Origin of the sequence: Nocardia sp. MDA0666 (assembly GCF_003023875.1) — a bacterium.
Lineage (GTDB): Bacteria > Actinomycetota > Actinomycetes > Mycobacteriales > Mycobacteriaceae > Nocardia > Nocardia aobensis.
Map to the genome: position 1 here is coordinate 189914 of NZ_PYHT01000001.1, position 23494 is coordinate 213407.

Here is a 23494-nt window from a genome sequence, read left to right on the forward strand (position 1 = left end):
GCGGGCGCAGCGAAACAGGCTGCGCCGGAAACCGGTTCATCCGCGGCCACCACGGTCCGCAACGGCCCCGGCGATTCGACAGACGGCGCGTCGCACGATTTCTCCACCGCCGGCGCATCGGCCGCAGCCGGGCACAGCGATACACCGGTGTGGTCCCGGAACGCGGGTACCGCCGCAGTCGTGATAGACCCACCGCGCTGGGGCTCGACGGACGATCGGCTCAACGCGGACAGCGGCGCCTGGCTACCCGGGCAAACTCCAGGACCGGAGCAGTGGGCAGCGGGCGGTCCCGGGTCCGCGCAACCCGTTCCGCCGCGTCGGCGACGGGTCGTCTACCCGGCGGGCGTGCTGCCCGCCGCAGGGGTGGCCGGTCTGGTCGCGGCGGCCACCGTGTCCCTGGATCGGCCCGGAATCGGCTGGCTGCTCGCGGGTTCCGCCACCGCGGTCGCGGTCGGCACCGTCCATCGGCGCGCCACGAACCGGTCGGAAACACCCCCTGAACGCCGGATCCGGCCCGGCCGCTGGTGGGCGGCCGCCGCACTCGCATTGCTCGCGGTGGGCACCTTCCGGGCCGCGGGGTGGTTGTTCGTGCTCTGCCTGATCGCGGCGGCCGTGTGCGGGTCGCTGGCAGTGGTCGGGCGGCCGTCGGCGCGCGGAGTGCTGCACGACGCGATCGCGGTCCCGCTGGCCTCGGCCGGCGCCCTCGGCTGGGTGTACGCGGCGCAGGGCCGGCGGCGGGGCAGCGCCGGAGCACGGCACTGGCGGCTCGGTGCGTCCGTGGTTGCCACGGTGGTGATCCTGGCGGTGTTCGTGCCGCTGCTCGCCGGCGCCGACGCTACCTTCGCCGCCATCGTCACCCGACTGGTGCCGCGCATGGACGCCGCCACCACCACTCGATGGATCGTGCTGTTCCTGCTCGCCGGTACGGCAACCCTGAGCGCGTTGTACCTGCTCGCCGGTCCCCTGGCTCCTGCCGACGCACAGGGCCGACCCGAGAAACGCACACTGGCGCGACTGGAATGGGCGCTGCCGGTCGGGGCGCTGACGGTGTTGTTCGCGTCGTTCCTCGGCGCGCAGCTGGTAGCGCTGTTCGGTGGCGACGACTATGTGCAGCGCACCGCCGGTCTGACCTACGCCGACTACGCGCGCAGCGGATTCTGGCAACTGGCCGCGGTCACCCTGCTCACACTCGCCGTCATCCTGCCCGCACTGCACCGGGCCACCAGGGATTCGGCGACCGACCGTATCTGGCTGCGCGGCCTGCTCTGCACGATCAGCGGGCTCACCCTGGTGATCATCGCCTCCGCGCTCGGTCGCATGTGGACCTATCAGCAGGCATACGGATTCACGGTGCTGCGTCTGCTGGTCGGAACCTGTGAACTCTGGCTCGGCGTCGTCTACCTGCTGGTGATCGTCGCGGTCCTGCGCCTGGAGACGGCGTGGCTGCCGCGCACCACCCTCGCGACCGCGGTGGCCGCGCTGCTGGTACTCGCCGTCGCGAATCCCGAGGCGCTGGTCGCGTCGGAGAACATCGACCGCTGGCAGCGCGGTGAAGAACTCGACGTCGACTATCTGTCCGGGCTGTCGGCCGATATCGTCCCCGTCCTCGACCGTCTCCCGGCACCGATCCGCCTCGACCTGCGGCAGCGGCTCACCCACGGACGCGGCGACGAGACCTGGAACAGCTGGAACCTGGCCCGGATGCGCGCGGGCGAATGACCGCGAGCACCGCGCAGTGACGGCGGCCCCACGGACGGACCGCGGCGCCGCTCCTCAGATGCCGAAGTCTCGCAAGGCTTCCAGAACTTCGTCGGCCAGCTCCGGCCGGCAGATGAGCAGATCCGGAAGGTAGGGATCGGGCTGGTTGTAGATCAACGGTGAGCCGTCCAGGCGGGAGGTGTGCAGGCCCGCGGCGGCGGCCACCGCGACGGGTGCGCAGGAGTCCCATTCGTACTGCCCGCCGGAGTGGGCGTAGATGTCGGCTTCGCCGCGGACGACCGCCATCGCTTTGGCGCCGGCCGAGCCCATGGGGATGGTGTCGGCGCCGAGTGCGGCGGTGAGGTGGTGCACGCAGGCGGGTGGGCGGCTGCGGGAGACGACGATGCGCGGCGGGCCGTCGTGGGCGGGCGGAAGTACCGGCGGCGCACCGGTTTCCAGCACCAGCCCGGGCACCGGAAGCGCGACGGCACCGATTTCGGCGCGGCCGTCCACCGCCAGCGCCACGTGCACGGCCCAATCCGCCCGCGGGGGCTGCCCGTATTCGCGCGTGCCGTCGAGTGGGTCGACGATCCAGACCCGGCTGCGGGAGAGGCGAATCGGATCGTCGGTGCTCTCCTCGGAGAGGACCGCGTCGTCGGGCCGCAGCTCCGCCAGCCGCTTCAGCAGCAGTTCGTCGGAACGCCGGTCTCCGACCGCACCGCCCTGGTCACGAATCTCGAGCAGGAGCTCACCGGCTTCCCGGGCGAGCTCGGCGGCCACCGCGTGGTCGTCCATATTCGGTTCTCACTCTCCCGCCGGACGGCGAACCGACGCCGACCGGGCGCACCTGGCACGCCGGCGTTCGGCCGGCGCTCGCATCGCCCCGCGGTGATCGGCGGGACCCTTGCAGTGTGCCAGCCGATGCGGGCCGGGGCGGCGTGCCCCCTGCCGCTGCGGGTCGATCAGGGGTCCGGGAGCAACGTGTTGACCGCCTGCAGCGAGCCGATCGGCACGCCGAACCGATGGCGGGCGCGCACATGGTCCAGCACTAGGTCCAGAATCCGCTGACAGGCGCCGACGACGGTCAGAGCCATCCCGGTGGCGGCGAATTGGCGCGCCCGCGCCACATCCACGGTGCTGCACCGATCGTGTCCGGCGCGCACGCCGTCGAAGCGCACCTCGGCGATGTGCAGCACCGGATCGAAGACCGCGCTGCGGCGCACCTGCACCTCGGCCGCCGGCACCACGAACACACCCGCCTCGGTCACCACCGCGAACCGTTCGGCGCGGTCGCCGTCGAGGACGTGGTGGGCGGTGCCGCCGAGCACCCAGCCGTCGGCGTCGAGGACCGCGGCGACACCGTCGTACACGGCCGTGCCGGCCACCGCAGCATCGGTGAATTCCGTTGCCAGCGGGGCGAATTGGGTCATCGTGACCAGATACGGCGTGGGATCGGTCGCCCAGTTCCTCGAGGACGATCGCCAGCTCGACAGCGGCCGCGTCGCCGGTCAATTCGGTCCAGCCCAGCTCGATGTAGGTGCGCCACAACGGTATCGGGTCGCCGCCCTTGTCGGCGATCTCGCGGATCAGCGACGCCGGACACTGTTTGCCGACCGCCTCGCGCACGGTGTCGCGCCAGAGTCATTGTTCGGAGTCGAACTCCAAAAGCATCCCGGACCGCCTCTCTGGCCAGCCAACCGACGCGAGAATGGCATTATCCACATCAGAAAGTAACAGTCTTTCATGCCGTTCCCGAACACGCGCCCTCGGAGCCTGGGAACATGACATTCTCCGGTACAGTGCATTCATGTTCTGCACACGTAACCAAGGACCGAGCCGACCGTGAGCAGCACCGGCGAAGAGCCCGCCTGGAAGCAACGCGCCGTCGAGCGCTCGATCCGGACCGCGAAATTGCGTGCCGAACAGCGAGTACAGCGCTTCCTCGACGCGGCTCAGGCGATCATCGCCGAAAAGGGCACCACCGATTTCACCGTGCAGGAAGTGGTGGACCGCTCCAAACAATCGCTGCGCAGCTTCTACCTGCAGTTCGACGGTAAACACGAACTGCTGCTGGCCCTGTTCGAGGATGCGCTCAGCCGCACGGCGGAACAGCTCCGGGCGGCCGCCGACGGGCAGGACGATCCGATCGACCAGCTGCGGGTGACCATCGAGCTGCTGTTCGAACTGAGCCGTCCGGATCCGACCGCGCAGCGGCCGCTGTTCACGGATTTCGCTCCGCAACTGCTGGTTTCACACCCCGCGCAGGTGAAGGTGGCGCATGCGCCGCTGCTGGGCCTGATCACGGAGTTGATGGAGAAGGCCCAGGAGCAGGGCCGGTTGCGCAAGGAACTCAATGCGCGCCGGACCGCGGCGATGGTCATGCAGACGGTGATGTTCACCGCGCAGTCCACCGGCGGTACCGACGAGGAGACCACCCACCCGATCACCGCCGAGGAAGTCTGGAACTTCTGCGCCCACGGCTTTGCTCGAGACTGAGAATTCCATTCTCGCACTAGAGAAGGTCGCTAACATTCGGATTCATGCCCGATCTGTGGAACGACCTTCTCGCTTGTCTCGACCTGCGTTCGGTTCCGGCCGGCGACGACCGCGATACCGCGTCCAGGTCCAGCATCAGGGGCGGACCTTCGCCTCGGTAACCGTGCCGGCCGAGCAGGCCTCGGGAACCGTTGCTACCGCGGCGATTTCACTGCACGCCGCCGACGACGGTCCCGAACAGCAGGCGAACACGCCGATCGGGCCGCTGCTGTCGGCCGAGCACAAGGCCGGATTCGACATCCTCCCGCGGGAGATGCGGTGCACTGGTCGCCTCCTTCGCACAGGAAGCCATGGTGCGATTCCCCTAACCTGAATACATTGCCGCACAGCATATCCGGTGCGCCGCACACGGCGCGGTCACTCGCCGCGCGGCGACAACTCGATCAGCGGAATCCGCCGGGCCGTGCGCTTCTGATAGTCCGCATAGCCCGGATAGGCCCGCACCACCTGCGGCCACCGCGCCTCGCGTTCGGCCGGGGTGAGTACGCGCGCGGTCATGGGACGTGCCGCCCCGTGCCGGAAGGACACCTCGACGCGCGCTTCGGCGCACAGGTTGTGGTACCAGGCGGGCGAGACGGCGTCTCCGCCCCGCGACGCCACGACCAGATAGCGGTCGCCGTCCACGATCGGGACGGTGAGCACCACGGTGTGCGTCCGCCCGCTGCGTCGGCCGGCGGTGGTCAAGGTCAGCGTGGGCATGTTCTTGAAGCGGGTACCGATGCGGCCACCGGTGACGTCGAGCAGTGTGCGGTGCAGGCTGGTCACGGTCTTCAGGCGCAGGTCGGTGGCGATACGGCGGGTGTCGGGCACGGGAGCTCCTCGGGTCGGAAAGCGGTCGGTACCGACGATCCGCATCCGGCTTGTGAGCGACCAGTGACCGATCAGTGGTCGAGACGCACGCGAGCGGCGTCGATCCACCCCTGGTTCGCGCAGCCCTCGGCGATGCGCAGGGCCGCACGGTGGTGTCCGCCGGCGAGATCCGGATCGCCGCACCGCGCTGCCAGGTCTCCCAGCACGAGATCGACCGGGCCGACGGTGAACGACCCGGTGTCAGCGCCACCGAGACGATCGCGATACCGCAGCAGGTGCCGGTAGATCGCGGCGGCCTCCTCCGCCGTGCCGAGCGCCGCGATCACCATGCCGCGCAGGGTGAGGAACAGCGAGCGGAACAGGTCTTCGGGAACCGGTCGCGCGCGGCGCCGGACGCGGGCCGCCGCCGCCCGGTCACCGGCGGCGAGCAGGACGAGCGCGTGGAAGTCGACGGTCGCGTCCGCGGTGTCCGCCGAGGCGCTTCGGATGAATTCCTCGATCGTCTCGGCCAGTTCCCCGGCCCGGCCCTGATACAGGCGGACCGTGAACAGCGCCATGAGCGGGAGGGTGCCGGCATTGAAAATGCCTGTGCGGGCGAGCAATTCGGCGGCCTCCAGGTAGCGCCGCTCGGCGTCGTCGGCGTCGCCGCCCACCAGTGCCAGCAGTCCCCGGGCCATCGCGTTCGCCGCCTGGGCTTGCCGCCACTGATATCGGTCGGCCGGCGCGGCGGCCGCCTCGAGATGTGCCCGGGCCGCCTCGAGATCGCCGGCGAAGGCGGCGGCCTGCAGCGCGACGGTGTGGCCCAGCAGCAGGTAGGCGTGGTGATCGTTGCGCTGCCCGATCTCGATCAGTTCCGCGCCGAGCGCACCACGATCCGGACTGTCGTAGAGCGAAGCCCGGGCCTGCAGCGCCGGTGCGAGCAGTGTGTCGTCCCCGAGGTCGCGGGCGAGGGCCTCGGCGTCACCGGCCACCCGGCGCGCCCGGTCGAGTTCGGCGCCGCCGATCTCTTCGACCAGCGCCACCGACAGCCGGCACCGGTCCGCGGGTGCCAGCCCGGGATACCGCAGCGCGGTCTCGAGGCGGGCGACCACGGCGTGGTCGACGACACCGTAGCGCCGGTTCATCCAGGGCGTCGGGGCCTCCCAGGCGGTGAACGCCCGCACCAGCAGGTCGGGCCGATCGGCGTCCTCGGCCAGCGTCGCGGCGCGGTCGCGGGCGGCGCGCGCGGCGAGGCCGGCGCCGCAGACGAGGTGGCTACGTCCGGCTCGGCACAGCAAGGCCACCCGCTCGTCGACGGTATCGCCGCCGGGATGGCGTTCGAGCGCGCGGGCCGCACGCTCGTATCCGGCGGCGGCGACGTCGTGGGCGAAGCGCCGCTCGGCCCGCTGCGCCGCGGCCACCGCGTAGTCGGCGGCTCGCCGCGCGGTCTGCGGTATCACCGATTCCCCGTAGTGGTAGGCGAGGGCGGTGAGATCTGTCGGGTCGAGCTCCTCGACCGCGGCGCCGATGCGGCGATGCCAGCGGTCGCGGCGGATCCGCGACAGATCCCCCAGCAGCGTGTCCCGCACCAGGACATGGGCGAAACGCGCTCGCCCACTCGCGGGTTCGTGCAGGAGCCCGGCGACCACTCCGGCCTCGACCGCGTCCAGCACGTCCTCCTCCCCCACCTCCGCGGCCCGCACCAGAACCGCGAGGTCGAACTCGCGGCCGATCACCGCGGCCAGGCGCAGTACGGACACGGCCGTCTCGGGAAGCCGGGACAATCTGCGGCGCAGCACATCTCGCACACCGTCGGGGACCTCGGACGCGGCGACCAGCTCACCCTCGCTCTGCAACAGGCGCGCGATCTCGATGAGGTAGAAGGGATTGCCGCCGGTGCGATCGTGCAATGTCGCCACCACCGGAGCCGCGGGTACGCCTCCGATCAGAGCGCCGACCAGCCGGGCACTGTCGGCGGCCCCGAGGCCGCGCAACCGGATTCGCGCCTGGATGGTGGTCGCCGAGCTCGCCAGCGCATCGGCCAGCGCGGGCGGCACCTCGTCCGGCCGGTAGCCGATCACCATGAAGACCGGCGCCCGGGTGGCCACCGCGGCGAGCAGCGCCGCGGTCTCGGCATCACACCGATGGGCGTCGTCGAGCAGGATCGCCAGCGGCCGCGCGTGCGCCACAGTGGTGAGATAGTCGATCACCGCCCGGTGCAGCAGGAAACGGCCGTGCGCGCGGTCGGCCCGATCGGGCCCCGCGCCGTCGGTGAGCAGCGGCGCGAGTGCGGGCGCCAGTTCCCCGGGATCGTGGTCACCGGCCAGGGCACGCAGGATCTCGACCCACGGCCATGCCGACGGGGCGGCCTCGTCCTCCGGGCAGCGACCGATCACCACGCGATATCCCGCGTCGCGCACGTCGTCGCGAAGACGGTGCAGCAGAGCGGTTTTCCCGCTGCCCGCCTCACCTGCCACGGTCGCCGTCCGTGGTCCGTCGCCTCGGGCGGCCGCATGCAGCGCGGCGAGTTCGGCGTCACGGCCGAACAGGACGGTCGCCGTGGACGCCGGGACCGGGTCGCGCGGCGGGAGCGACTCCGCGATCACTCTCTCCTGCACCGGGATTCGCTGCGCGAGAATGTCGGCTTCCAATCGCGTCAGCGCAGGACCCGGATCGATGCCGAGTTCGTCGGCGAGGATCTCGCGCGCCTGCCGTAGTGCGGCGAGTGCGTCCGCTTGGCGTCCGGCCCGATAGCGCGCCAGCGCGGTGAGCCGCCAGGCCTCCTCACGCAACGGGTGCTCGCGGGTCAGGACTTCGGCTTCGGCCGCCGCCAGCGCGGGTTCGTCCTGGTCGAGCAACGCCGCCGCCAGCTGTTCGCGCGCACTGAGCCGCAATTCCTCGAGCCGCGCCGCCTCCGCGGTCGCCCAGGCCTCCTGCGCATAGGCTCCGTACGCAGGGCCCTGCCAGCGTGCCAGCGCCTGCTCGAGGGCGCGGCGCCGCCGCTGTGGATCCGTCTGTCGCGCGGCCAGATCCAGCTGCGCGCCGAACAACCAGGCATCGACCGCCTCGGTGTCGAGCCGCAGCGCGTATCCGGGAGCGCGGCTGACCAGAACCGCTGCCGTCGCGCGCGGCGCTCGTTCCGGCTCCAGCAGCCGCCGCAGATTGGATACGTAGGCCTGCAGCGAGCCCAGCGCCCGCGGCGGTGGCTCGCCCCGCCACAGGTCGTCGATCAATCGGTCGACCGGCACCACCTCGCCCCGGGCGACCAGCAGCCGGGCCAGTACGCCGCGCTGCCGCGGACCGCCGAGATCGAGTTCACCGTGCTCGTCCGACGCGGTCAGCGCTCCGAGGACCCGAATCCGAACCATGATGCGCAAAGTCTAGGACGGCGGCCGCCAAGTGCGTCTCGAGTCGGCTGCAAGCGGACGGCGCCACCCTCGTCGCAGTTCTCGACACCGACAGGAGCCGCCATGCCCACCGCCCTCGCGCCCACCCGCCCCGACACCTTCGACATGCTCGTCGTGCACAACGCCTTTCGCAGTCACTTCCGCGCGCTTCCCGGCCTCGTCGCCCGGGTCGATGCGGGCGAGGTCGAGCGCGCCCGGCAGCTCGCGGCATTCCTGGACGAGTTGTGCACCGGACTGCACGAGCATCACACCGGCGAGGACGAGCTGATGTGGCCGCTGCTGCTCGAACGCGCCCCGATGCATGCCGGCGCGATACTGCGCATGGAGGAACAGCACGAGCGCATCGCGGAGCTGGTTCGGCGCGCGCGGCGTGCTGCGGACGAATTCGCGGCGGCCGCATCGGCTTCGGTGCGCGATCGGCTCGCCGAAACCCTGCGGGCGCTCGCCGCCGCCCTGGACGAGCACCTGGCCGAAGAGGAACGCCAGGTCCTGTCCGTGGTCGAGGAGGTCATGACCGTCGCGGAGTGGCGGGCTCTCGGCGAGCGCGGCCGCGCGCAGATGCCGAAGAACCGCCAACTGGTCTTTCTCGGCTTCATGATGCACACGGCGTCCGAATCCCAGCGGCGCAAACTTCTCGCGGAGATGCCGCCTGTGGCACGCCTGGCCTGGCGGGTGCTCGGGCGTCGCGGCTTCGCCCGGGAGTATCGCGCGATCTACCGCCGCGATCCCGAGTGGTGAGCCACCACCCGCGGCACGCTCACCCTCGGGTGTGCACTCGCGCGGCGACTACGAACGACTTCCGACCGACCTTCCGCCCACGGCACGACAGGTGCGAACCCGTACGGCATATCCGCCCGCGACATGGGTCCGCGCGGGCATCGAAAGGCGTTCTCGCCGCGGCGCCGAGCGATGAGTTCCGGCATAAGTTCCGTACGCCGCCAGGGCGGCAGAACCGACCGTGGCCACGACGACAATCATCAGATACAGCAACACCGCGTCTCCTCCCGTCCGAGAGCGTGTTACCCACGATCGATGTCTGCAGACCGTGGATCGAGCAGGTCGCCGGAGCAACCCGCACACCTTGTCGATCGGAATACCCCGCCGAATAGTTACGTGAGTTAAGCAACCGCGGTTGAGTGAGAGCGCCCCGTGAAAGCTGTTGCCACCGCCCTGAATCGACCGTCCGATCAGCGGGCGATGTCGGGCCCGCGGGCAACTCGCCGACCGGAGGCGTCCGGGTCCTCGGAACCCGCCGTCGACTCGGCCGCAGATCCTGAGTGCAGACTGAGAACAACAGACGAAATACCGGATAACAGAAGCGTCACGCTAGCATCGGCGACCGTGGTCGACACGATGGTGAGGGCGGACGGTGCGCCTACTGCAGGCGCGACACCCAGGGCCTCGGGTAGACAGCGCGGCGATTGGGCCGGACCGATAGCGTTCCTCGCCGGGCTGCTGGGCGCGTTGTGCGCCGTCGCGGTGCCGCTGCTGCCCGTAAAGGTGGACCACACCACGCTGTCGTGGCCGCAACAGGACTCTGCCCGCAGTGTCGACGCGCCGCTGGTCACCTACGCGCCGCTGACATTCGATGCCACCATTCCCGGCCGGTCGATGGCGCAACTGAGCGCGCACGGCGGCGTGCTGGCGTCGACGCTGCCCGCCGGTGCGCCGCAACTGGAGAAGTACGGGTTCGTCGCGCGCGTGCGACCGGCACAGGACGGTAAGCCCGCGCAACTCGAGGTCGTGTTGCGCAATCAGTCGCTGCTCACCACACCGATCGATGCGATAGCCGACGGCACCTTGACCGTGCACGCCGATATGTCGTCGACCAAGGTCGGTATCACCGGATCGGATATCGCGGCCGCCACCTTGCCGCCGGGTGACTGGCGGCCCCAGGTGGTCGGCATCTTCAGCGACCTCCCCAAGGCCGAGGGCGCCAAGGTCGTCGCGCAGGTCGACAGCCGGTTCTCGGTGACGCCGACCGTCCTCAAACGCGCGGCCGAAGTCCTGGCGGTCGTGTTCACGCTGGTCGCCCTGGCGGCGCTGTACCGGCTGGACCGCACCGACGGACGGCGTTCGAGGCGGCTGCTTCCGCTGCGGTGGCGCACGTTCACCGGCGTCGACCTCGTCGTCTTCGCCACGCTGCTGCTGTGGCATTTCATCGGGGCCACCACCTCCGACGACGGCTATCAGTTCGGGATGGCACGGACCTCGCTGGTGTCCGGATATATGGCCAATTACTTCCGGTTCTTCGGCGTCCCGGAGAACCCGGTCGGCACGCCTCCGTACGACATCATCGCGCACATGTCGGAGATCAGCGTCGCGAGTCCGTGGATGCGGTTGCCGACGCTGCTGGCGGCCGTGGTCACCTGGCTGGCGCTGAGCCGGGAGGTGATCCCGCGGCTCGGTGTGGCCGTGCGCCACGACAAGGTGGCGGTGTGGACGGGCGCGCTGGCGTTCCTGGCCGTGTGGCTGCCCTACAACAACGGGCTGCGGCCCGAGCCGGTCGTCGCCGTCTGCGTACTGCTCACCTGGTGCCTCGTGGAGCGCGCCATCGCGACGCACCGGCTGCTGCCGTATGCCCTCGCGATCCTGATCGCCGCGTTCAGCTTCACCGCCGCGCCCTCGGGGATCATCTGTCTGGCGCCGCTGCTGGCGGGACTGCGTTCGGCCGTCGGATTCGGTGTCCCGCGAGCGCGTGAACTCGCCGGTGCCCGGCACGGAACCCCGGTGCCGGCCGCCGCCTGGATCCGGGCGTACGGGGCGCTGCTCGCGCCGCTGGCCGCGGCCGGAATGCTGGTGCTGGCCTTCGCTTTCGCCGTCGAACCGCTCTCGGCGATGTTCGAGATGCAGCGCGTGCACAACATCGTCGGCCCCTCGGACCCCTGGTACAACGACTACCTGAACTACCAGTGGCTGTTCATGCCGTCGGCCGACGGTTCCATCGCCCGCCGCTTCGGCATGGTCGCGATGTGGCTGAGCCTGCTGGTCTGCGTCTTCGTTCTGCTGCGCAAGGGCGGCCGCATTCCGTTCACCGCGCCCGGACCGGCGCGGCGGCTGCTCGGTGTGACCTTCGGGGCCATGGTGCTGATGGCGACCTGCCCGACGAAATTCACCCATCACAACGGGGTGTACGCCGGGCTGGCGGGATCGGTGGCGGTCCTCACCGCGGTCGCGGTGGGGCCCCGGGTGATGCGTTCACCACGCAACCGCGCCCTGTTCGCGGCGGTGGTGGCGCTGGCGATGGCGCAGATCTTCACCAGCGTCAACCAGTGGTGGTGGGTATCGAGTTTCGGCGTCCCGTGGTGGAACGAGCCCCCTGCCGTTCTCGGCATCGGGTTCAGCAAGATCTTCCTGATCATCGCCGCGCTGTGCCTGCTGCTGGCGATCTGGTGGCATGTGCGGGCGCCCAAACCCGGTATCCCGCACCGGGTTTCGCCGCGCGCGTGGCGTCTGGCGAAGTTCCCGCCGCTGATGGCGGCCGCGGCGATCCTGGTGGTGTTCGAGGTGTTCTCGTTCACCGCGGGCGCGGTGACGCAATATCCGGGATTCTCGCTGGCATCCTCGAATATCCATGCGGTAGTGGGTAATCCGTGCGGATTGGCCAACAAGGTCCTGGTCGAAACCGATCCCAACGCCTCGATGATGCAGCCGCTGGTCGGCGACCAGTTCTCCACCTTCACCTCCGGTGCGCGCGGATTCGTGCCCGACGGCGTCGGTGACGTCATGTCTCCCGATGAGAAGGAGGAGACCAGCAGCATCGCCAAATCCTTCGGCGACAAACCCGGCACCGGCGAGTCGGCCACCCAAACCGGCGGCGCCCCACTGCCGTACGGGCTCGACGCGGCGACCACGCCGGAACTCGGCACCTACGGTGAAGAGCAGCCCGCCGATCTCGTCACCGGCTGGTACCGTCTGCCCGCCCAGCACGACCGCAGCGACATCGTCTCGATCGCCGCGGCGGGGCGCATCCAGGCGGTGGGTCCGAACAACGGATATGTCGGCGGTGAACCGGTGGAGATCGAATACGGCAGCACCGACTCCCCGACCAGCGCACACGCTCTCGGACGGGTGACCCCGATCGACATCGGCCCGGCGCCGTCGTGGCGGAACCTGCGAGTCCCCCTGGACCGAATTCCCGCCACCGCCAACGTGATCCGCATCGTGGCCAAGGATCACAACCTCGATCCGCAGCGCTGGGTGGCGCTGACTCCCCCGCGCATACCGAAGACGCACACCCTCAACGACCTGGTCGGCTCGAAGCAACCGGTACTCCTGGACTGGGCCGTGGGCCTGCAGTTCCCCTGCCAGCGCCCCTTCGACCACAAGGACGGCATCGCCCAGGTACCGGACTGGCGCATCCTGCCCAACCGCCTGGGCGCGGCCGACACCACGATCTGGGAAAGCCACGCGGGCGGCGGTCCGCTGGGCTGGAGTCAGCAATTGCTGCGCTCGCAGACCCTGGCCACCTACCTCGCCTTCGACTGGGACCAGGATTGGGGCGAACTGCAACGCCTCACGCCCATCGATCCCTCGGCGGTCCCGGCGAACCCGGCGGTCACCCAGGAGACCCACAGCGGACTGTGGTCACCGGGGCATATCTACACCTGGTAATCGCGTCGCGTCCCGGAGCAGGACGACAATGGCCGCATGACCGCAAGTGTCGAGCTGCGGGTGTATGCCGAGCTGAACGACTTCGTGCCGCCGGGCGCACGGTACGTCGCGCAGCGGCGGCCGATCCGTCCGCATCAGACCGTGAAAGACATCGTCGAGGCCGCGGGCATCCCGCATACCGAGGTCGACCTCATGCTGGTGAACGGTGAGTCCGTCGACTTCGGTCACCACCCGCGGCCGGGCGATCGGCTCGCCGCCTACCCGGTGTTCGAGACCCTCGACATCGGGCCGTCCACGCGGGTCCGTCCCCGCCCGCTGCGCGATCCGCGTTTCATCGTGGACGTCAATCTCGGCGGGCTCGCCCGGCTCATGCGGTTGATGGGCCTCGACGCCCGAATCCCCTCGGACATCGACGATGCCGCGCTGGCGACGGCCGCCGCGGACGAACACCGGATCATCCTCACCCGCGACCGCGGACTCCTGAAGCGCCGCAACGTGACCCACGGCGTCTTCGTGCGTTCGAACCGGCCCTTCGATCAGCTCGTGGAGGTGATCCGCCGGCTCGATCTCGCCGACCGGCTGATACCGTTCAGCCGCTGCCTGCCCTGTGGGGGGCTGCTGACCGACGTGGCCGAACAGGACGTCATCGACAGGCTCGAACCACTCACCCGCAAGTACTACGACACTTTCAGAGAATGCCGGGATTGCCGCCGGATCTACTGGGAGGGTTCGCATCAGCGGCGACTCGACGACCTGGTCACCAGAATTCGAGCCGCGGTCGGATCCGATGGAGAGGTGCATCCCACTCCGGAGTAGATGCGACGGACTTTTCAGGACCACAAGGGCGACAGGCTTTTACCGGCACCGGCGCAGCCGGTGCCGGGCACCCGTGTCACGCTAGACGCAGAAGCTGACGCTCGCCGATCCGAGAGGTAGGTTCAGGCAAACGGAGAGCCACTGAATCTGCGTCCCCTGAGCGGCTGTGTCACTGGTCGCCGGTGGGGCGGCCGCAGGCGCCGCGGCCGAGGCGATCGCGGGGGCGGCGGCTCCCAAGGTCAACGTGGTGACAGCTGTGGCGACGGCAAGACCAATCCTTCGAGACATCACAATTTCTTTCGCCGGAGTTCGGACTACCACTCACCGATTCTCCGCCCGGCGCCGCATCGATCACAAGGGCGCTCCGCCCGCGATCCGCACAACCGGAGCGCCGCGGCACCCGTGGCGACCCGGACCGGCGGCTGGCGTGATCGACCGATCGAGGCTCGTCGCCACTACGCCCCCGGAGGACGTGTTCGACCCGGCCGCCGCAGGGTGCCGGGGCATGTTTCATCTCGGTCGCTGCCCCCGGTGCGCCCCCTTGTCACGAGTAGACTGCAGCTTGCTCGCAGATGTCCACAAGGTGAACTCAAGGGAGTGACGATGGACCTTCTCGAGGGTGGGGTAAAAGCAATTTCGTGGACGGCCGATGCGACCACATCCGCAGCCGGGGCGGTGGGCGGCGCTGCGGTGAACGGTGTTCTCGGCGGTATGCAGGGCGTCGTGTCCGGCGTGCGCAGCGGACTGAGCAGCGGCAGTCATTCGACGCCGGCGGCCGCGCTCACGCTGGCCGCGATCGGAGCCACGGGAGTCGTGGACTGGCCTGTGCTGTTGGGCGTGGGCGGCACCGCACTCGTGATCCGGAAGCTCATTTCGCACCCGGACCAGCGACACGCATCCGCTACCGATGTTCCTGCCGCGCGTGACGAGCAGCAGGCACCCGGTGAGCGCTCGGCCCTCCCCAGCGACGACAAGGGGAAGACCACCGCCGGGGACACCGCGACCGGATCGCGGCACGCAACGAGCAAGGCTTAGCCCGCGGCGGTGCAGGCTCACGGCGTAGCGTGGGGCGATCAGCGTGAGGATTCGCCGACGACGTCGATGACGCCCAGGCGCCACAACACCGCGTACAACTCGCGCAGCGGGACGGTCAGCACCTGCGTCAGTGCGCCCGTCAGCGGATCCCGGCCGCCTACCTCAGATGTCCTCACGATGGACACTGTGCCGAACCCAGGCGTCGAGATCCCGAATATCACATGACCGGGAGGCAACATATGGCCGACGAAACGCACACCAGCCACCGGAACGCGGTCGACAAGGTCATGGCCGCGCACAGCTTCGCGGTGGAACTTCCCCTGCTCGGCCGAGTACCGGTCCCCCGCCCCGAACAGCTGGCCTACTACGGCGCACTCGGCGCCCTGGCCGCCGCGGAGATCATCGAATGGCCGGTCGCGCTGGTGCTGGCCGGCGGCCACTGGCTCGCGGAGAATCAACACAACCGCGTGGCCCACGAGATCGGCGAAGCCCTCGAAGACGCCTGACACCGGGCCGTGCCGGCGAGGTGAGTCCCAGCATTCGGGCTACCCGGTGCGGCTGCGCGGAGCCTGCCGAGCGGTACGGGTCCGCTCCGCGAGAGAGCCGACGACCAGGCCACGCTCGGCGCACTCGTCCACGATCCGCGGGATCGCGCCGAGGGTCGCGCGCCACGCGCCGGACGCCGATGTGCAGTCGGAGTCGTGCAGCAGGACGGTGGCACCAGGCCGAAGTTCGCGGACCACCCGGTATGCCACGGTGTCCGGCGTGGCGGTCCGTACCCAGTCCTTCCCGCACGCCGTCCACAGCACCGGCGTCAGTTCCAGCCGCCGGGCCGTGGCCAGCGCCGCGGCGGAGAGTATCCCGTACGGCGGTCGGTAGTGCCGCGGCCTGCTCCCCGTCGTCTCCGTGATCAGGTCATACCCGCGGGCGATGTCGCGGTACGCCGATACGGGCCCGCGCGCCAGCAGGCAGCGGTGACTCCACCCGTGCACCGCCACCTCGTGCCCGGCGGCGACGATCTCCGCGCCGAGCGCAGGCGCCCGCTCGAGCATCGAGCCGAGCAGAAAGAACGTCGCGTGCACGCGCGCGGCGGCCAGTGCGTCGAGGATGGCCGGCGTCGATTCCGGGTCCGGGCCGTCGTCGAAGGTCAGTGCGACCGTGCCGGTCTCCGAGTGTCCGGACAGGCCGGGGGTCAGGCGGGTGCGAACCGTCGAGATCGCCGTGACCGATGGGAGGGCATTCAGCAGGACCGCACCGGCACCGGCGGTCGCCACTTGCGCGACAACGGATTTCATGCGCCCGTCAGCCCGCCTCGCACACCACACCGGGCGTCCCATTCGCTGCCCAGCATCTCCGCCAGTCCCAGCCGCGCCCGCCACCCCAGTTCGTCGCCGATCCTTGCGATGTCGGCGATCACCCGGGGCGGGTCCCCCGGCCGTCGGTCGCCCACGAGATGGCGGAATCGTTCACCGGTCACCGCGCGGGCGGCGTCGAGAATTTCGAATACCGAGTACCCGCGCCCGGTTCCGACGTTGTAGATCGAAGTACCCGGCTGTCCACACTCGAGCCGTTCGGCCGCACTGACGTGTGCGTTCGCGACGTCGAGCACGTGCACGAAGTCGCGGACACAGGATCCGTCCGGCGTCGGGTAGTCGGCACCGAAGACGACCGGGGGGCGACCGGACGAAATCGCTTGCAGGACATTGGGTACCAACCCCGTCGCATTCCGGTCACCGAGCCCGGGGCCGCCCGCCCCGGCGACGTTGAAATAGCGCAGAACGGTCGAGTTCAGCCTGTCGAATTCCGCGGCGGCGTCGGCGACGATCCACTCGCAGACGAGTTTGCTGCGCCCGTAGGGGTTGATCGGGCGCGGCGGTGCGTGTTCGCCGACCGATCCGTCACCGGTCTGCGAACCGTATACCGCTGCGCTGGAGGAGAATACGAGATGTTCGACGCCGGTAGCATGCATCGCGGCGAGCAGGGTGCGCGTGCCACCCGTGTTCTGCTCGTAGTACTCGAGCGGATGGGTCACCGAGTCCACCGCGGATTTCCGGCCGGCGAGGTGGGCGACACCGGTGATCTCGTAGTCGCGCAGGACGGCGGTCACGGCCGCGAAGTCGGTGATCGACGCCGCGACCGTCGCGACGTCGTCGGGGATCACGGCACGGCGGCCGGTCGAGAAGTCGTCGAGGACGACCACCGGCCTTCCGGCCGCGAGCAGAGCGCGCACCACGTGCGATCCGATATAACCGCCGCCACCGGTCACGAGCCAGGTCACCCTGCACTCCTCGTGGTCAGGCCGGTGTCCGCCTCGATCTCGCGCGCGGCCGCCGCGCGGTCGCGACCGAGACATGTCACACCGACGGATATCGCCACCAACGCGACCGCGAAGGCGGCACCCGCCCGGCCACCGGGTACCTCGTCGCCGAGCACGGTGATCCCGAGCACGACGGGAACGAGCGAGGACACGACGCTGGTGACCGGGAAGGTGAGCACGGCCGCGCCCGCCTGCAGTCCGCGCTGGAGCAGGCTGATCGCGAGCAGCGAGCACACTGCCAGCACATACGGTGTCGGGGTGGCGAGCAACCGCCAGGGGTCGTGGACATCGAAGGTCAATCCGAACTGCCGTGTCGCGACCGTCGCGATGCCGTAGGCGATTCCTGCCGCGGCGCCGAAACCGAGCGCGGCGACCCATGCCCGGCCGGTTCTCGACCCGAGATCCCCGGCGACCGCCCCGGCTCCCGCGGCCACCGCGCCCACGACGGCGAACAACACCATCTGTCCGTCCGAAGCCGGGGAACCGAGGGATGATTCGCCGGCGAACGCATACGCCATCAGCCCGGTGCCGAGCACCATCGCGACGATCCCGTACCGGCCCACGGCGGCCAGCCGCTCACCGAGCCCGCGCCGGGCCAGCACGACCAAGAACACCATATCCAGGGTCAGCAAGGGTGCGACCAGCGTCGCCGGCGCGATCGAGAACGCGTATGCCTCGGCCGCGAAACCGCCTATCTCACAAGCCAATCCGAGCAGCCACAGGGGCCGCACGGCCAGCCGGGCCAACAGCGCGAGCCCCAGGCCGCCGCCCGGGGCGGTCTGCCGCGCCGCCGCGGCCTGCACCACCGGCGCGCAACCGTACAGTGCCGCGGCCACGACCACCGCGGGCAATCCGTGGGTCAGCGACTGATTCACGGCGCGGGCGCCGCCCAGCCGGCCGGCCCGACCCGTTCCAGCACGGCGCCGAACGCTTCCTCCCACGCCGTGGGCTCGACGGCGACCCGAGCCGACGATGGTTCCACCCGCTGCAGACACGCCGACACGGAACGCCGGATCGCCTCCGGCTGCGCGGACGTGACCGCGGCGCCTCCGCGCACGAGCTCCTGGTGAAGGTTTTCCCGGCCGTGTCCGGGCACGACGTCGAGCAGCAGCAGGTCCCGGCCGATGACTCTCGCCTCCGCGCAGGTGTCGCCCGACGAGGTGACGACGAGATCGGCAGCGGCCATCAGCGTGGGGATCTCGTCGGTGAAACCGAACGGGACGACCCGGTCCGTCGCCGCGGCAAGCGATCGCAATCGGGATTCCAGTCCGGCATTGCGGCCCGCCACCGCGAGCACATGGACGCCTGTGCGCGCGATCAGGTCGGCCGCCTCGACCAGCGGGCCGATACCCCAGGCCCCCGATATGAGCAACACGCACTCCGCATCCGGAGGCACGCCCAGCGCCTCCCGCGCCGCGGCCTGCGTCGGCGCCAGGTAGAACTGCGGGCGCACCGGCGCGGGCACCACCGCGATCTCCGCGTCCGGGTCGAAGCGCCGGAGGTAGCGAGCCGCCGGATCGGAGGTGACCAGGTATAGATCGGTGTTGTCGTGGACCCACAAGCGATGGGGACAGGTGTCGGTGCAGAACACCGCGTTCACGACATCGGGATGGCGCTCCTTGATGCGGCCGGCAGCGGCGGCGCCGGTCGCGAACACCGACACCAGCAACTCGACCGGCCGGTCACGCAGCCGTTCGTCGAGGGCGGGCACGAGGTAACGGCAGGATGCCGCGTCGATGAACCGCGCCAGCCGGCCTCCGGAACGCAGTTGCCCGAAGTGGAAGGCGTCGTACAGGCCCGGCACGGCGAGCATGCCACGAAATACCCCTTCCCCGAGCCCACCTCGACGGTGCCCCATCATGCGCATGCTGTCGACGGTGTCGGTCGTCCAGCCACGCCGGCGCAGCGACACCGCGCACGCTTCGGCCATCACGTCGTGTCCCATGCCGAGCGAGCCGGACAGCAGCAGCGCGGAGGGCGTCGCCATGGCTACCCGTTTCCGTGTGCGGCTGCCGTGTCGGGATGCTCCGCCAGATACCACTCGACGTACCGGCGGACACCGTCCTGGAACGAGGTCGTGGGCCGCCATCCGACCAGTGTCCGCGCCAGTGCGTTCGACACCTCGATGCCACGGAAGTCGCCGGGCCGCGCCGGAACGTGTTCGATCGTGGTACCGGGGAAACGCGCCTGGACCGCCTCCGCCATGTCGAGGACACTCACGCGCTCGTTTCCTTCCAGCGCGATCACCTGGTTCTCGGCAGCGTCGTCGAGCACCAGCGCATGCGCGTCGGCGAGATCCTCGACGAACACGTAGTTGCGGAACTGTTTGCCGTCCCCGGCGATGGTCAGGGGTTCACCCGCGAGGGCTTTGCGGACGAATCGGGCCAGTACGAGTTCGTCTCGCATGCCCGGCCCGTACGGCACGCCGTAGCGCAGGATCGTGAACGGCACCTCGTAGGTCTCGGCGTAGCTGTGGATCAGCGTTTCCGCCGCGATCTTCGTCGAGGTGTAGATGTGGCCGGCCTTGGCCGGCGCCATCGGCGCCGCCTCCGTCAGCGGCTCGGTCCCGCCGGAGGTGTCATAGGCGGCGCCGTACACCCAGACCGTGCTCGCGAACACCATCCGGCGCAGGCCGTGGACCCGCACCGCTTCCAGAACATGGGCCGTGCCGTCCACGTTCAACCGGACCGTCCGCAGCGGATCATGTTGCGCGACATCGACATTCGACATCCCGGCCAAGTGGAAGATCACCTCGAGATCCGACGACGCGTCGAGCACGGCAGCCGGGTCGAGGACGTCCAGCCGGCGGAACCGCGCACGGGGGTCCGGTCTCGACGGGGCCACCGTATCCAGGGCGTACACGGTGTGCCCGGACTCGGCGAGCCGGCGAATCACATGGGCTCCGATGAAGCCGGAGCCGCCTGTCACTCCGATCCGCATAAGTGTTCAGCCTCCCGTCAGCGTGTCTCGGACCTGGCGCAGCGCCGCCAGCACATGGTCGACCTCGGCATCGGTCATATCCGAATGCAGCGGCAGGCAGATGTGGCGGGCACAGATGTCGTCGGCGACCTCGAGCCGGCGGCGGGCGTAGCGCTCGAACACCGGTTGCCGGTGCAGCGGCGCCTCGTACACCTCACCGCTCAACGACACCTCGAACCGCTCCTTGACCGCCTTCTTGAACTGCGCCCGGTCGATGTCGTCGGTGGGCAGGACGATGTACTTGTAATAGTTGCTGCGCCCTTCGGGGCCGACGACGAGCCGCTCGAATCCGTCCATGGCGTCGATTGCCGCGTCGTAGCGTCGCGCCGCGGCGTGGCGCACCCGGAGAAAGTCGGGAAGGTGACGCAGGTGGACCAGACCGACCGCGGCGTGGAGCTCGCTCATCCGCCAGGCATAGCCCTCGCGAATGTGGACGTTGCCGAGAAAGCCGGCCTTCCCCTGGTCCCGGTGGATCACCGCTTCGTCGCGGATTCGCTCGTCCCCGGTCACGATCATGCCGCCCTCGCCGCTGGTGAGCACCTTGGTCGGGTAGAACGAGAACGCGCCCGCCACTCCGAACGAACCGGCGAACCGGCCGCCATAGCCGCAGCCGTGCGCATGCGCCGCATCCTCGACCAGGGCGATCCCGCGGTCGTCACACAGCGCCCGCAGTGCCGCCGCATCGGGCGAGACCAGTCCACCGATATGGACGAGCACGACGGCCGCGGTGTCGGGGCTCAGGGCGGCCGCCACGGTCTCGGGCGACAGTGCGAACGTATCGCGGTCGACGTCGGCGAAGACCGGGTTGCCACCGGCGCGCAGCACCGAAAATCCCGTGGCCGCGAAAGTATTCGCCGGCACGACGACGTCGCGCCCGGCCACATCGATACTGCGCAGGATGATCTCCAGCGCGGCGGTTCCGCTGCTCACGGCGACGGCGTAGGGCGCCCCGTGCGCAGCGGCGAAATCGGCTTCGAACTCTCTCGTATTGGGCCCGAGGGTCAGTGCGCCGGTGCTCAGCGCCGTGGAGACGCGACGGGCGATTTCGTCTCGGTCATCGTCGGTGAACAGGATTCGCGCGGCCGGTATCTGCATGCGAGCCTTTCCTCGTCAGCGAAATATCCGTCGTCGGCACGGCCGGACTCCGGCCGCGGCACCACACATATCGACCAACCAGTACGCCATCCTACATGGACAGCGCCTCTACCAGCGATTATTCGAGCGGTTTCGGCAGCGGCGGCGCCGGTCGCCGGAGCGACTTCGCGAATCGGCCCACCTGTGCCACATGTCATCGACGGCGATCGTGTGCGTCATGTCCACCCGCGCGGCGGCAGATCAGGCCCTGTAGTTGGATGGCCAGCAATTCACGGATCGCACTGGTGGTCTCGACGGGGAACGTCGCCTGATTCGACCATGCCGATACCGCCGTGACGACGGCGTGGAATCCCGCGACCAGGTACGCCTGGTCGGGGGCTCGCAGTTCGATGCCGAGGGCTGCGGTGAGGATGCGGGCCAGCTCGGCTCGGTTGTGATGTCCCTGCTCGCGGCACCGCTCGCGTGCCGCTTCCGGCATCGGGTACTGCAGCAATTCCGCCGAGGCGGCGATGAGCCGGGCGAGGATCGGACGCTCGGCCAGATCACCGGCGACGATCGCCGCCACCTGATCGACGTCGAGCGGTCCGCGATGCTGCCGCACTGTCGTCTCCAGTTGGGGGGTCCATGTGCGGTACTCCACGTCCATGAGATCGAGCAGCAAGGCTTCGCGAGAGCCGAAGTAGCGCAATACATTCGAGCTCGCCAAGTTCGCTTCGCGCGAGATCGCCCCCAACGACAGCGATGTCACGTCGACGGTTGCCAGCAACGCCCGGGTGGCCGCCAAGACGGCATGTACCCGCTCGGCACGCTGCGCAGCGGTACGCGCGCGCTGAAAACTCTCCCCTGTCATCGCACCTCTCCCACCCGGACCGAGCATCCGGAATACACCAATAATAGAACATCATTCTGTTATATTTCGGTCGGTTGACACGGAGAGGAGCCGGCATGTTCGGCCGAAAGTTCACCTACCAGCTGGACCGTCGCGGGCCCGCCGCACCCGAGGCGATGTTCGACCTGATACGCGACGCCGAGGGCTGGCCCCGATGGGCCGGCCCGCTGATCACCTACGCGACCTGGCGCGACGGAAAAACCGGGGTCGGCGACGACATCGTCGGACGGGTGCGGCTGATGGGCACACCGCGATTCCGGACCCCCGAGCAGATCACCGTCGACGATCGCCCCCACGTCCACGCCTACCGAATACTGACCCGCTGGCCGGTCCGCGACTACCACGCCCGGGTCGAGTTCACTTCCCACGACGACGGCACCACGACCGTGCGATGGTCGGGCGAGTTCATCGAACGCATCCCCGGAACCGGATGGCTGTGGAAGCGATTCCTGCTCCGGTTCCTCGGAGATCTGGCCGACAACCTGCTCATCGCGGCGGCCGAACCCTCCCTCGATGATGAACAGCGCGACGCAGGCCCGGATCCCGGCCGCACCGCCGATCACGCATAGCGCTCGACATATCCGACGGTGACGAAACCGAGGCGGCGGTAGATCCCTTCACCGTCCGGCGAGGCGGTGAGTACGACCCGGCGAGCACCCGCTTCGAGCGCGAGGATCAGAGCGTGCCGCGTGAGCGCGCTGCCGATGCCCTGTCCACGATGATCGGCACGGGTCACGATGTGTTCGAGCGATGCGCCCGCAGCACTGGTCACGACCGCGGCACAGCCGAGCACCTCGCCGCCTTCACGCCAAAGCAGGTAGCGGGTGGAGCCTCGCTCCACACCCTGGCGCAGGCCGGCCACGAGGGCAGCGGTGTCGGTCGCACCCGACCAGAGCCCCGCCCACTCGGCGAGGCCGGCGTCATCGGTCACGGCCTCGATTCGCTCCGGCTCTTCGCGTTCCCCATGCGTTATTCGGTCCGGACCGGCGAGCATCATCAACGGTTCGATTTCGAACAGCGCCAACCCCTTCCGGCGTAGAAGGTGCGGAATCTCCGGCGAATCGACGTCTCGCCAGAAATGCCAGCTCGAGGGCACGCCGTCGACCAGCGTTCGCAACCGCTCGATCTCGTGCGAGCTCGCATCGCCCACCCGGAGGACGCCGTTGAGTTCCTCGCTGGGAGCGCCGGTGCGAAACCAGCTCGACAGTGTGCCGCCGCTCGACCGGTTCGCTCGCACGACATGTGTTGCGACAAAGGCGGTTACAGCCTCGTGACACAGCCGGGGGTGGGTCGTTCGTC

The 23494-nt window shown here is 69.6% G+C and carries 20 protein-coding genes and 1 pseudogene; 8 read left to right on the forward strand and 13 right to left on the reverse strand.

Annotated elements, in window-relative coordinates:
* Positions 1-180 precede the first annotated feature (180 nt).
* Complete coding sequence (locus C8258_RS00885) at positions 181-1719, forward strand: DUF4153 domain-containing protein (protein ID WP_233224804.1); 1539 nt, start codon at positions 181-183, stop codon at positions 1717-1719.
* A gap of 54 nt (positions 1720-1773) precedes the next feature.
* On the opposite strand, the gene C8258_RS00890 is transcribed toward C8258_RS00885, so the two are convergent.
* The gene (locus C8258_RS00890; protein ID WP_030516349.1) at positions 1774-2493 is read right to left on the reverse strand and encodes a 3'(2'),5'-bisphosphate nucleotidase CysQ; all 720 of its coding nucleotides are present in this window, start codon (positions 2491-2493) and stop codon (positions 1774-1776) included.
* 191 nt (positions 2494-2684) lie between these two features.
* Positions 2685-3324, reverse strand: a pseudogene (locus tag C8258_RS32760) (acyl-CoA dehydrogenase); the annotation flags it as partial.
* A gap of 216 nt (positions 3325-3540) precedes the next feature.
* On the opposite strand from C8258_RS32760, the gene C8258_RS00900 reads away from it, so the two are divergent.
* Positions 3541-4194 carry a TetR/AcrR family transcriptional regulator gene (locus C8258_RS00900; RefSeq protein WP_106953434.1) on the forward strand — a complete coding sequence of 218 codons (654 nt, stop codon included), beginning with the start codon at positions 3541-3543 and terminating at the stop codon, positions 4192-4194.
* Positions 4195-4611: 417 nt separating this feature from the next.
* Here C8258_RS00900 and C8258_RS00905 read toward each other — a convergent pair whose 3' ends face one another.
* Together C8258_RS00905 and C8258_RS00910 are read right to left on the reverse strand one after the other, a co-directional pair.
* Positions 4612-5064, reverse strand: a complete 453-nt coding sequence (locus C8258_RS00905) for a nitroreductase/quinone reductase family protein (protein ID WP_233224805.1) — start codon at positions 5062-5064, stop codon at positions 4612-4614.
* A 71-nt stretch (positions 5065-5135) separates the two neighbouring features.
* Positions 5136-8411, reverse strand: a complete 3276-nt coding sequence (locus C8258_RS00910; RefSeq protein ID WP_106953981.1) for a BTAD domain-containing putative transcriptional regulator — start codon at positions 8409-8411, stop codon at positions 5136-5138.
* A gap of 102 nt (positions 8412-8513) precedes the next feature.
* Here C8258_RS00910 and C8258_RS00915 point away from each other — a divergent pair, with 102 nt between their 5' ends.
* The 4 genes from C8258_RS00915 (at position 8514) to C8258_RS00935 (ending at position 14915) form a co-directional block, all read left to right on the forward strand.
* Entirely contained in the window at positions 8514-9188 is a 675-nt protein-coding gene (locus C8258_RS00915) for a hemerythrin domain-containing protein (RefSeq protein ID WP_199195530.1), read from the forward strand.
* A 603-nt stretch (positions 9189-9791) separates the two neighbouring features.
* On the forward strand, positions 9792-13064 hold the full coding sequence (locus tag C8258_RS00920) for an arabinosyltransferase domain-containing protein (RefSeq protein ID WP_106953435.1): 3273 nt from the start codon (positions 9792-9794) through the stop codon (positions 13062-13064).
* Between the two features lie 36 nt (positions 13065-13100).
* Positions 13101-13880 carry a Mut7-C RNAse domain-containing protein gene (locus C8258_RS00925; RefSeq protein ID WP_106953436.1) on the forward strand — a complete coding sequence of 260 codons (780 nt, stop codon included), beginning with the start codon at positions 13101-13103 and terminating at the stop codon, positions 13878-13880.
* 603 nt (positions 13881-14483) lie between these two features.
* A complete protein-coding gene (locus tag C8258_RS00935; protein ID WP_106953437.1) occupies positions 14484-14915 on the forward strand; it encodes a hypothetical protein in 432 nt (143 codons plus the stop codon).
* A gap of 38 nt (positions 14916-14953) precedes the next feature.
* On the opposite strand, the gene C8258_RS32430 is transcribed toward C8258_RS00935, so the two are convergent.
* The gene (locus C8258_RS32430; RefSeq protein WP_157170327.1) at positions 14954-15091 is read right to left on the reverse strand and encodes an Rv1535 domain-containing protein; all 138 of its coding nucleotides are present in this window, start codon (positions 15089-15091) and stop codon (positions 14954-14956) included.
* A 63-nt stretch (positions 15092-15154) separates the two neighbouring features.
* Between C8258_RS32430 and C8258_RS00945 the strand changes: the two genes are divergently transcribed.
* Complete coding sequence (locus tag C8258_RS00945) at positions 15155-15421, forward strand: hypothetical protein (protein ID WP_036510052.1); 267 nt, start codon at positions 15155-15157, stop codon at positions 15419-15421.
* Between the two features lie 39 nt (positions 15422-15460).
* On the opposite strand, the gene C8258_RS00950 is transcribed toward C8258_RS00945, so the two are convergent.
* The 7 genes from C8258_RS00950 to C8258_RS00980 all read right to left on the reverse strand — a co-directional run bounded on the left by C8258_RS00950 (position 15461) and on the right by C8258_RS00980 (position 22156).
* On the reverse strand, positions 15461-16210 hold the full coding sequence (locus C8258_RS00950) for a polysaccharide deacetylase family protein (RefSeq protein ID WP_106953439.1): 750 nt from the start codon (positions 16208-16210) through the stop codon (positions 15461-15463).
* Complete coding sequence (galE, locus tag C8258_RS00955; protein WP_106953440.1) at positions 16207-17193, reverse strand: UDP-glucose 4-epimerase GalE; 987 nt, start codon at positions 17191-17193, stop codon at positions 16207-16209. Before galE ends, C8258_RS00950 begins: the two co-directional genes overlap by 4 nt.
* Positions 17190-18107, reverse strand: coding sequence for a DMT family transporter (locus C8258_RS00960; protein WP_106953984.1), 918 nt, complete (start codon positions 18105-18107; stop codon positions 17190-17192). The genes galE and C8258_RS00960 overlap by 4 nt, the downstream gene beginning before the upstream one ends.
* Complete coding sequence (locus tag C8258_RS00965) at positions 18104-19219, reverse strand: hypothetical protein (RefSeq protein ID WP_199195531.1); 1116 nt, start codon at positions 19217-19219, stop codon at positions 18104-18106. The genes C8258_RS00960 and C8258_RS00965 overlap by 4 nt, the downstream gene beginning before the upstream one ends.
* A gap of 2 nt (positions 19220-19221) precedes the next feature.
* Positions 19222-20160 (reverse strand): NAD(P)-dependent oxidoreductase, encoded by a 939-nt coding sequence (locus C8258_RS00970; RefSeq protein WP_199195532.1) that lies wholly within the window; start codon positions 20158-20160, stop codon positions 19222-19224.
* Positions 20161-20178: 18 nt separating this feature from the next.
* A complete protein-coding gene (locus C8258_RS00975) occupies positions 20179-21306 on the reverse strand; it encodes a DegT/DnrJ/EryC1/StrS aminotransferase family protein (protein ID WP_106953443.1) in 1128 nt (375 codons plus the stop codon).
* Between the two features lie 193 nt (positions 21307-21499).
* The gene (locus C8258_RS00980; protein ID WP_158271186.1) at positions 21500-22156 is read right to left on the reverse strand and encodes a TetR/AcrR family transcriptional regulator; all 657 of its coding nucleotides are present in this window, start codon (positions 22154-22156) and stop codon (positions 21500-21502) included.
* A 95-nt stretch (positions 22157-22251) separates the two neighbouring features.
* Here C8258_RS00980 and C8258_RS00985 point away from each other — a divergent pair, with 95 nt between their 5' ends.
* Positions 22252-22764 (forward strand): SRPBCC family protein, encoded by a 513-nt coding sequence (locus C8258_RS00985; protein ID WP_106953445.1) that lies wholly within the window; start codon positions 22252-22254, stop codon positions 22762-22764.
* On the opposite strand, the gene C8258_RS00990 is transcribed toward C8258_RS00985, so the two are convergent.
* Positions 22755-23432 carry a GNAT family N-acetyltransferase gene (locus C8258_RS00990; protein WP_106953446.1) on the reverse strand — a complete coding sequence of 226 codons (678 nt, stop codon included), beginning with the start codon at positions 23430-23432 and terminating at the stop codon, positions 22755-22757. The two genes, C8258_RS00985 and C8258_RS00990, sit on opposite strands and share 10 nt — an antisense overlap.
* Positions 23433-23494 lie beyond the last annotated feature (62 nt).

Coding starts and splice junctions, on each gene's coding strand:
- C8258_RS00890 (WP_030516349.1), bottom strand. CDS start 2,493: ATGGACGACCACGCGGTGGCCGCCGAGCTCGCCCGGGAAGCCGGTGAG.
- C8258_RS00910 (WP_106953981.1), bottom strand. CDS start 8,411: ATGGTTCGGATTCGGGTCCTCGGAGCGCTGACCGCGTCGGACGAGCAC.
- C8258_RS00915 (WP_199195530.1), top strand. CDS start 8,514: ATGCCCACCGCCCTCGCGCCCACCCGCCCCGACACCTTCGACATGCTC.
- C8258_RS00925 (WP_106953436.1), top strand. CDS start 13,101: ATGACCGCAAGTGTCGAGCTGCGGGTGTATGCCGAGCTGAACGACTTC.
- C8258_RS00935 (WP_106953437.1), top strand. CDS start 14,484: ATGGACCTTCTCGAGGGTGGGGTAAAAGCAATTTCGTGGACGGCCGAT.
- C8258_RS00945 (WP_036510052.1), top strand. CDS start 15,155: ATGGCCGACGAAACGCACACCAGCCACCGGAACGCGGTCGACAAGGTC.
- C8258_RS00950 (WP_106953439.1), bottom strand. CDS start 16,210: ATGAAATCCGTTGTCGCGCAAGTGGCGACCGCCGGTGCCGGTGCGGTC.
- C8258_RS00965 (WP_199195531.1), bottom strand. CDS start 19,219: ATGGCGACGCCCTCCGCGCTGCTGCTGTCCGGCTCGCTCGGCATGGGA.
- C8258_RS00975 (WP_106953443.1), bottom strand. CDS start 21,306: ATGCAGATACCGGCCGCGCGAATCCTGTTCACCGACGATGACCGAGAC.
- C8258_RS00980 (WP_158271186.1), bottom strand. CDS start 22,156: ATGACAGGGGAGAGTTTTCAGCGCGCGCGTACCGCTGCGCAGCGTGCC.
- C8258_RS00985 (WP_106953445.1), top strand. CDS start 22,252: ATGTTCGGCCGAAAGTTCACCTACCAGCTGGACCGTCGCGGGCCCGCC.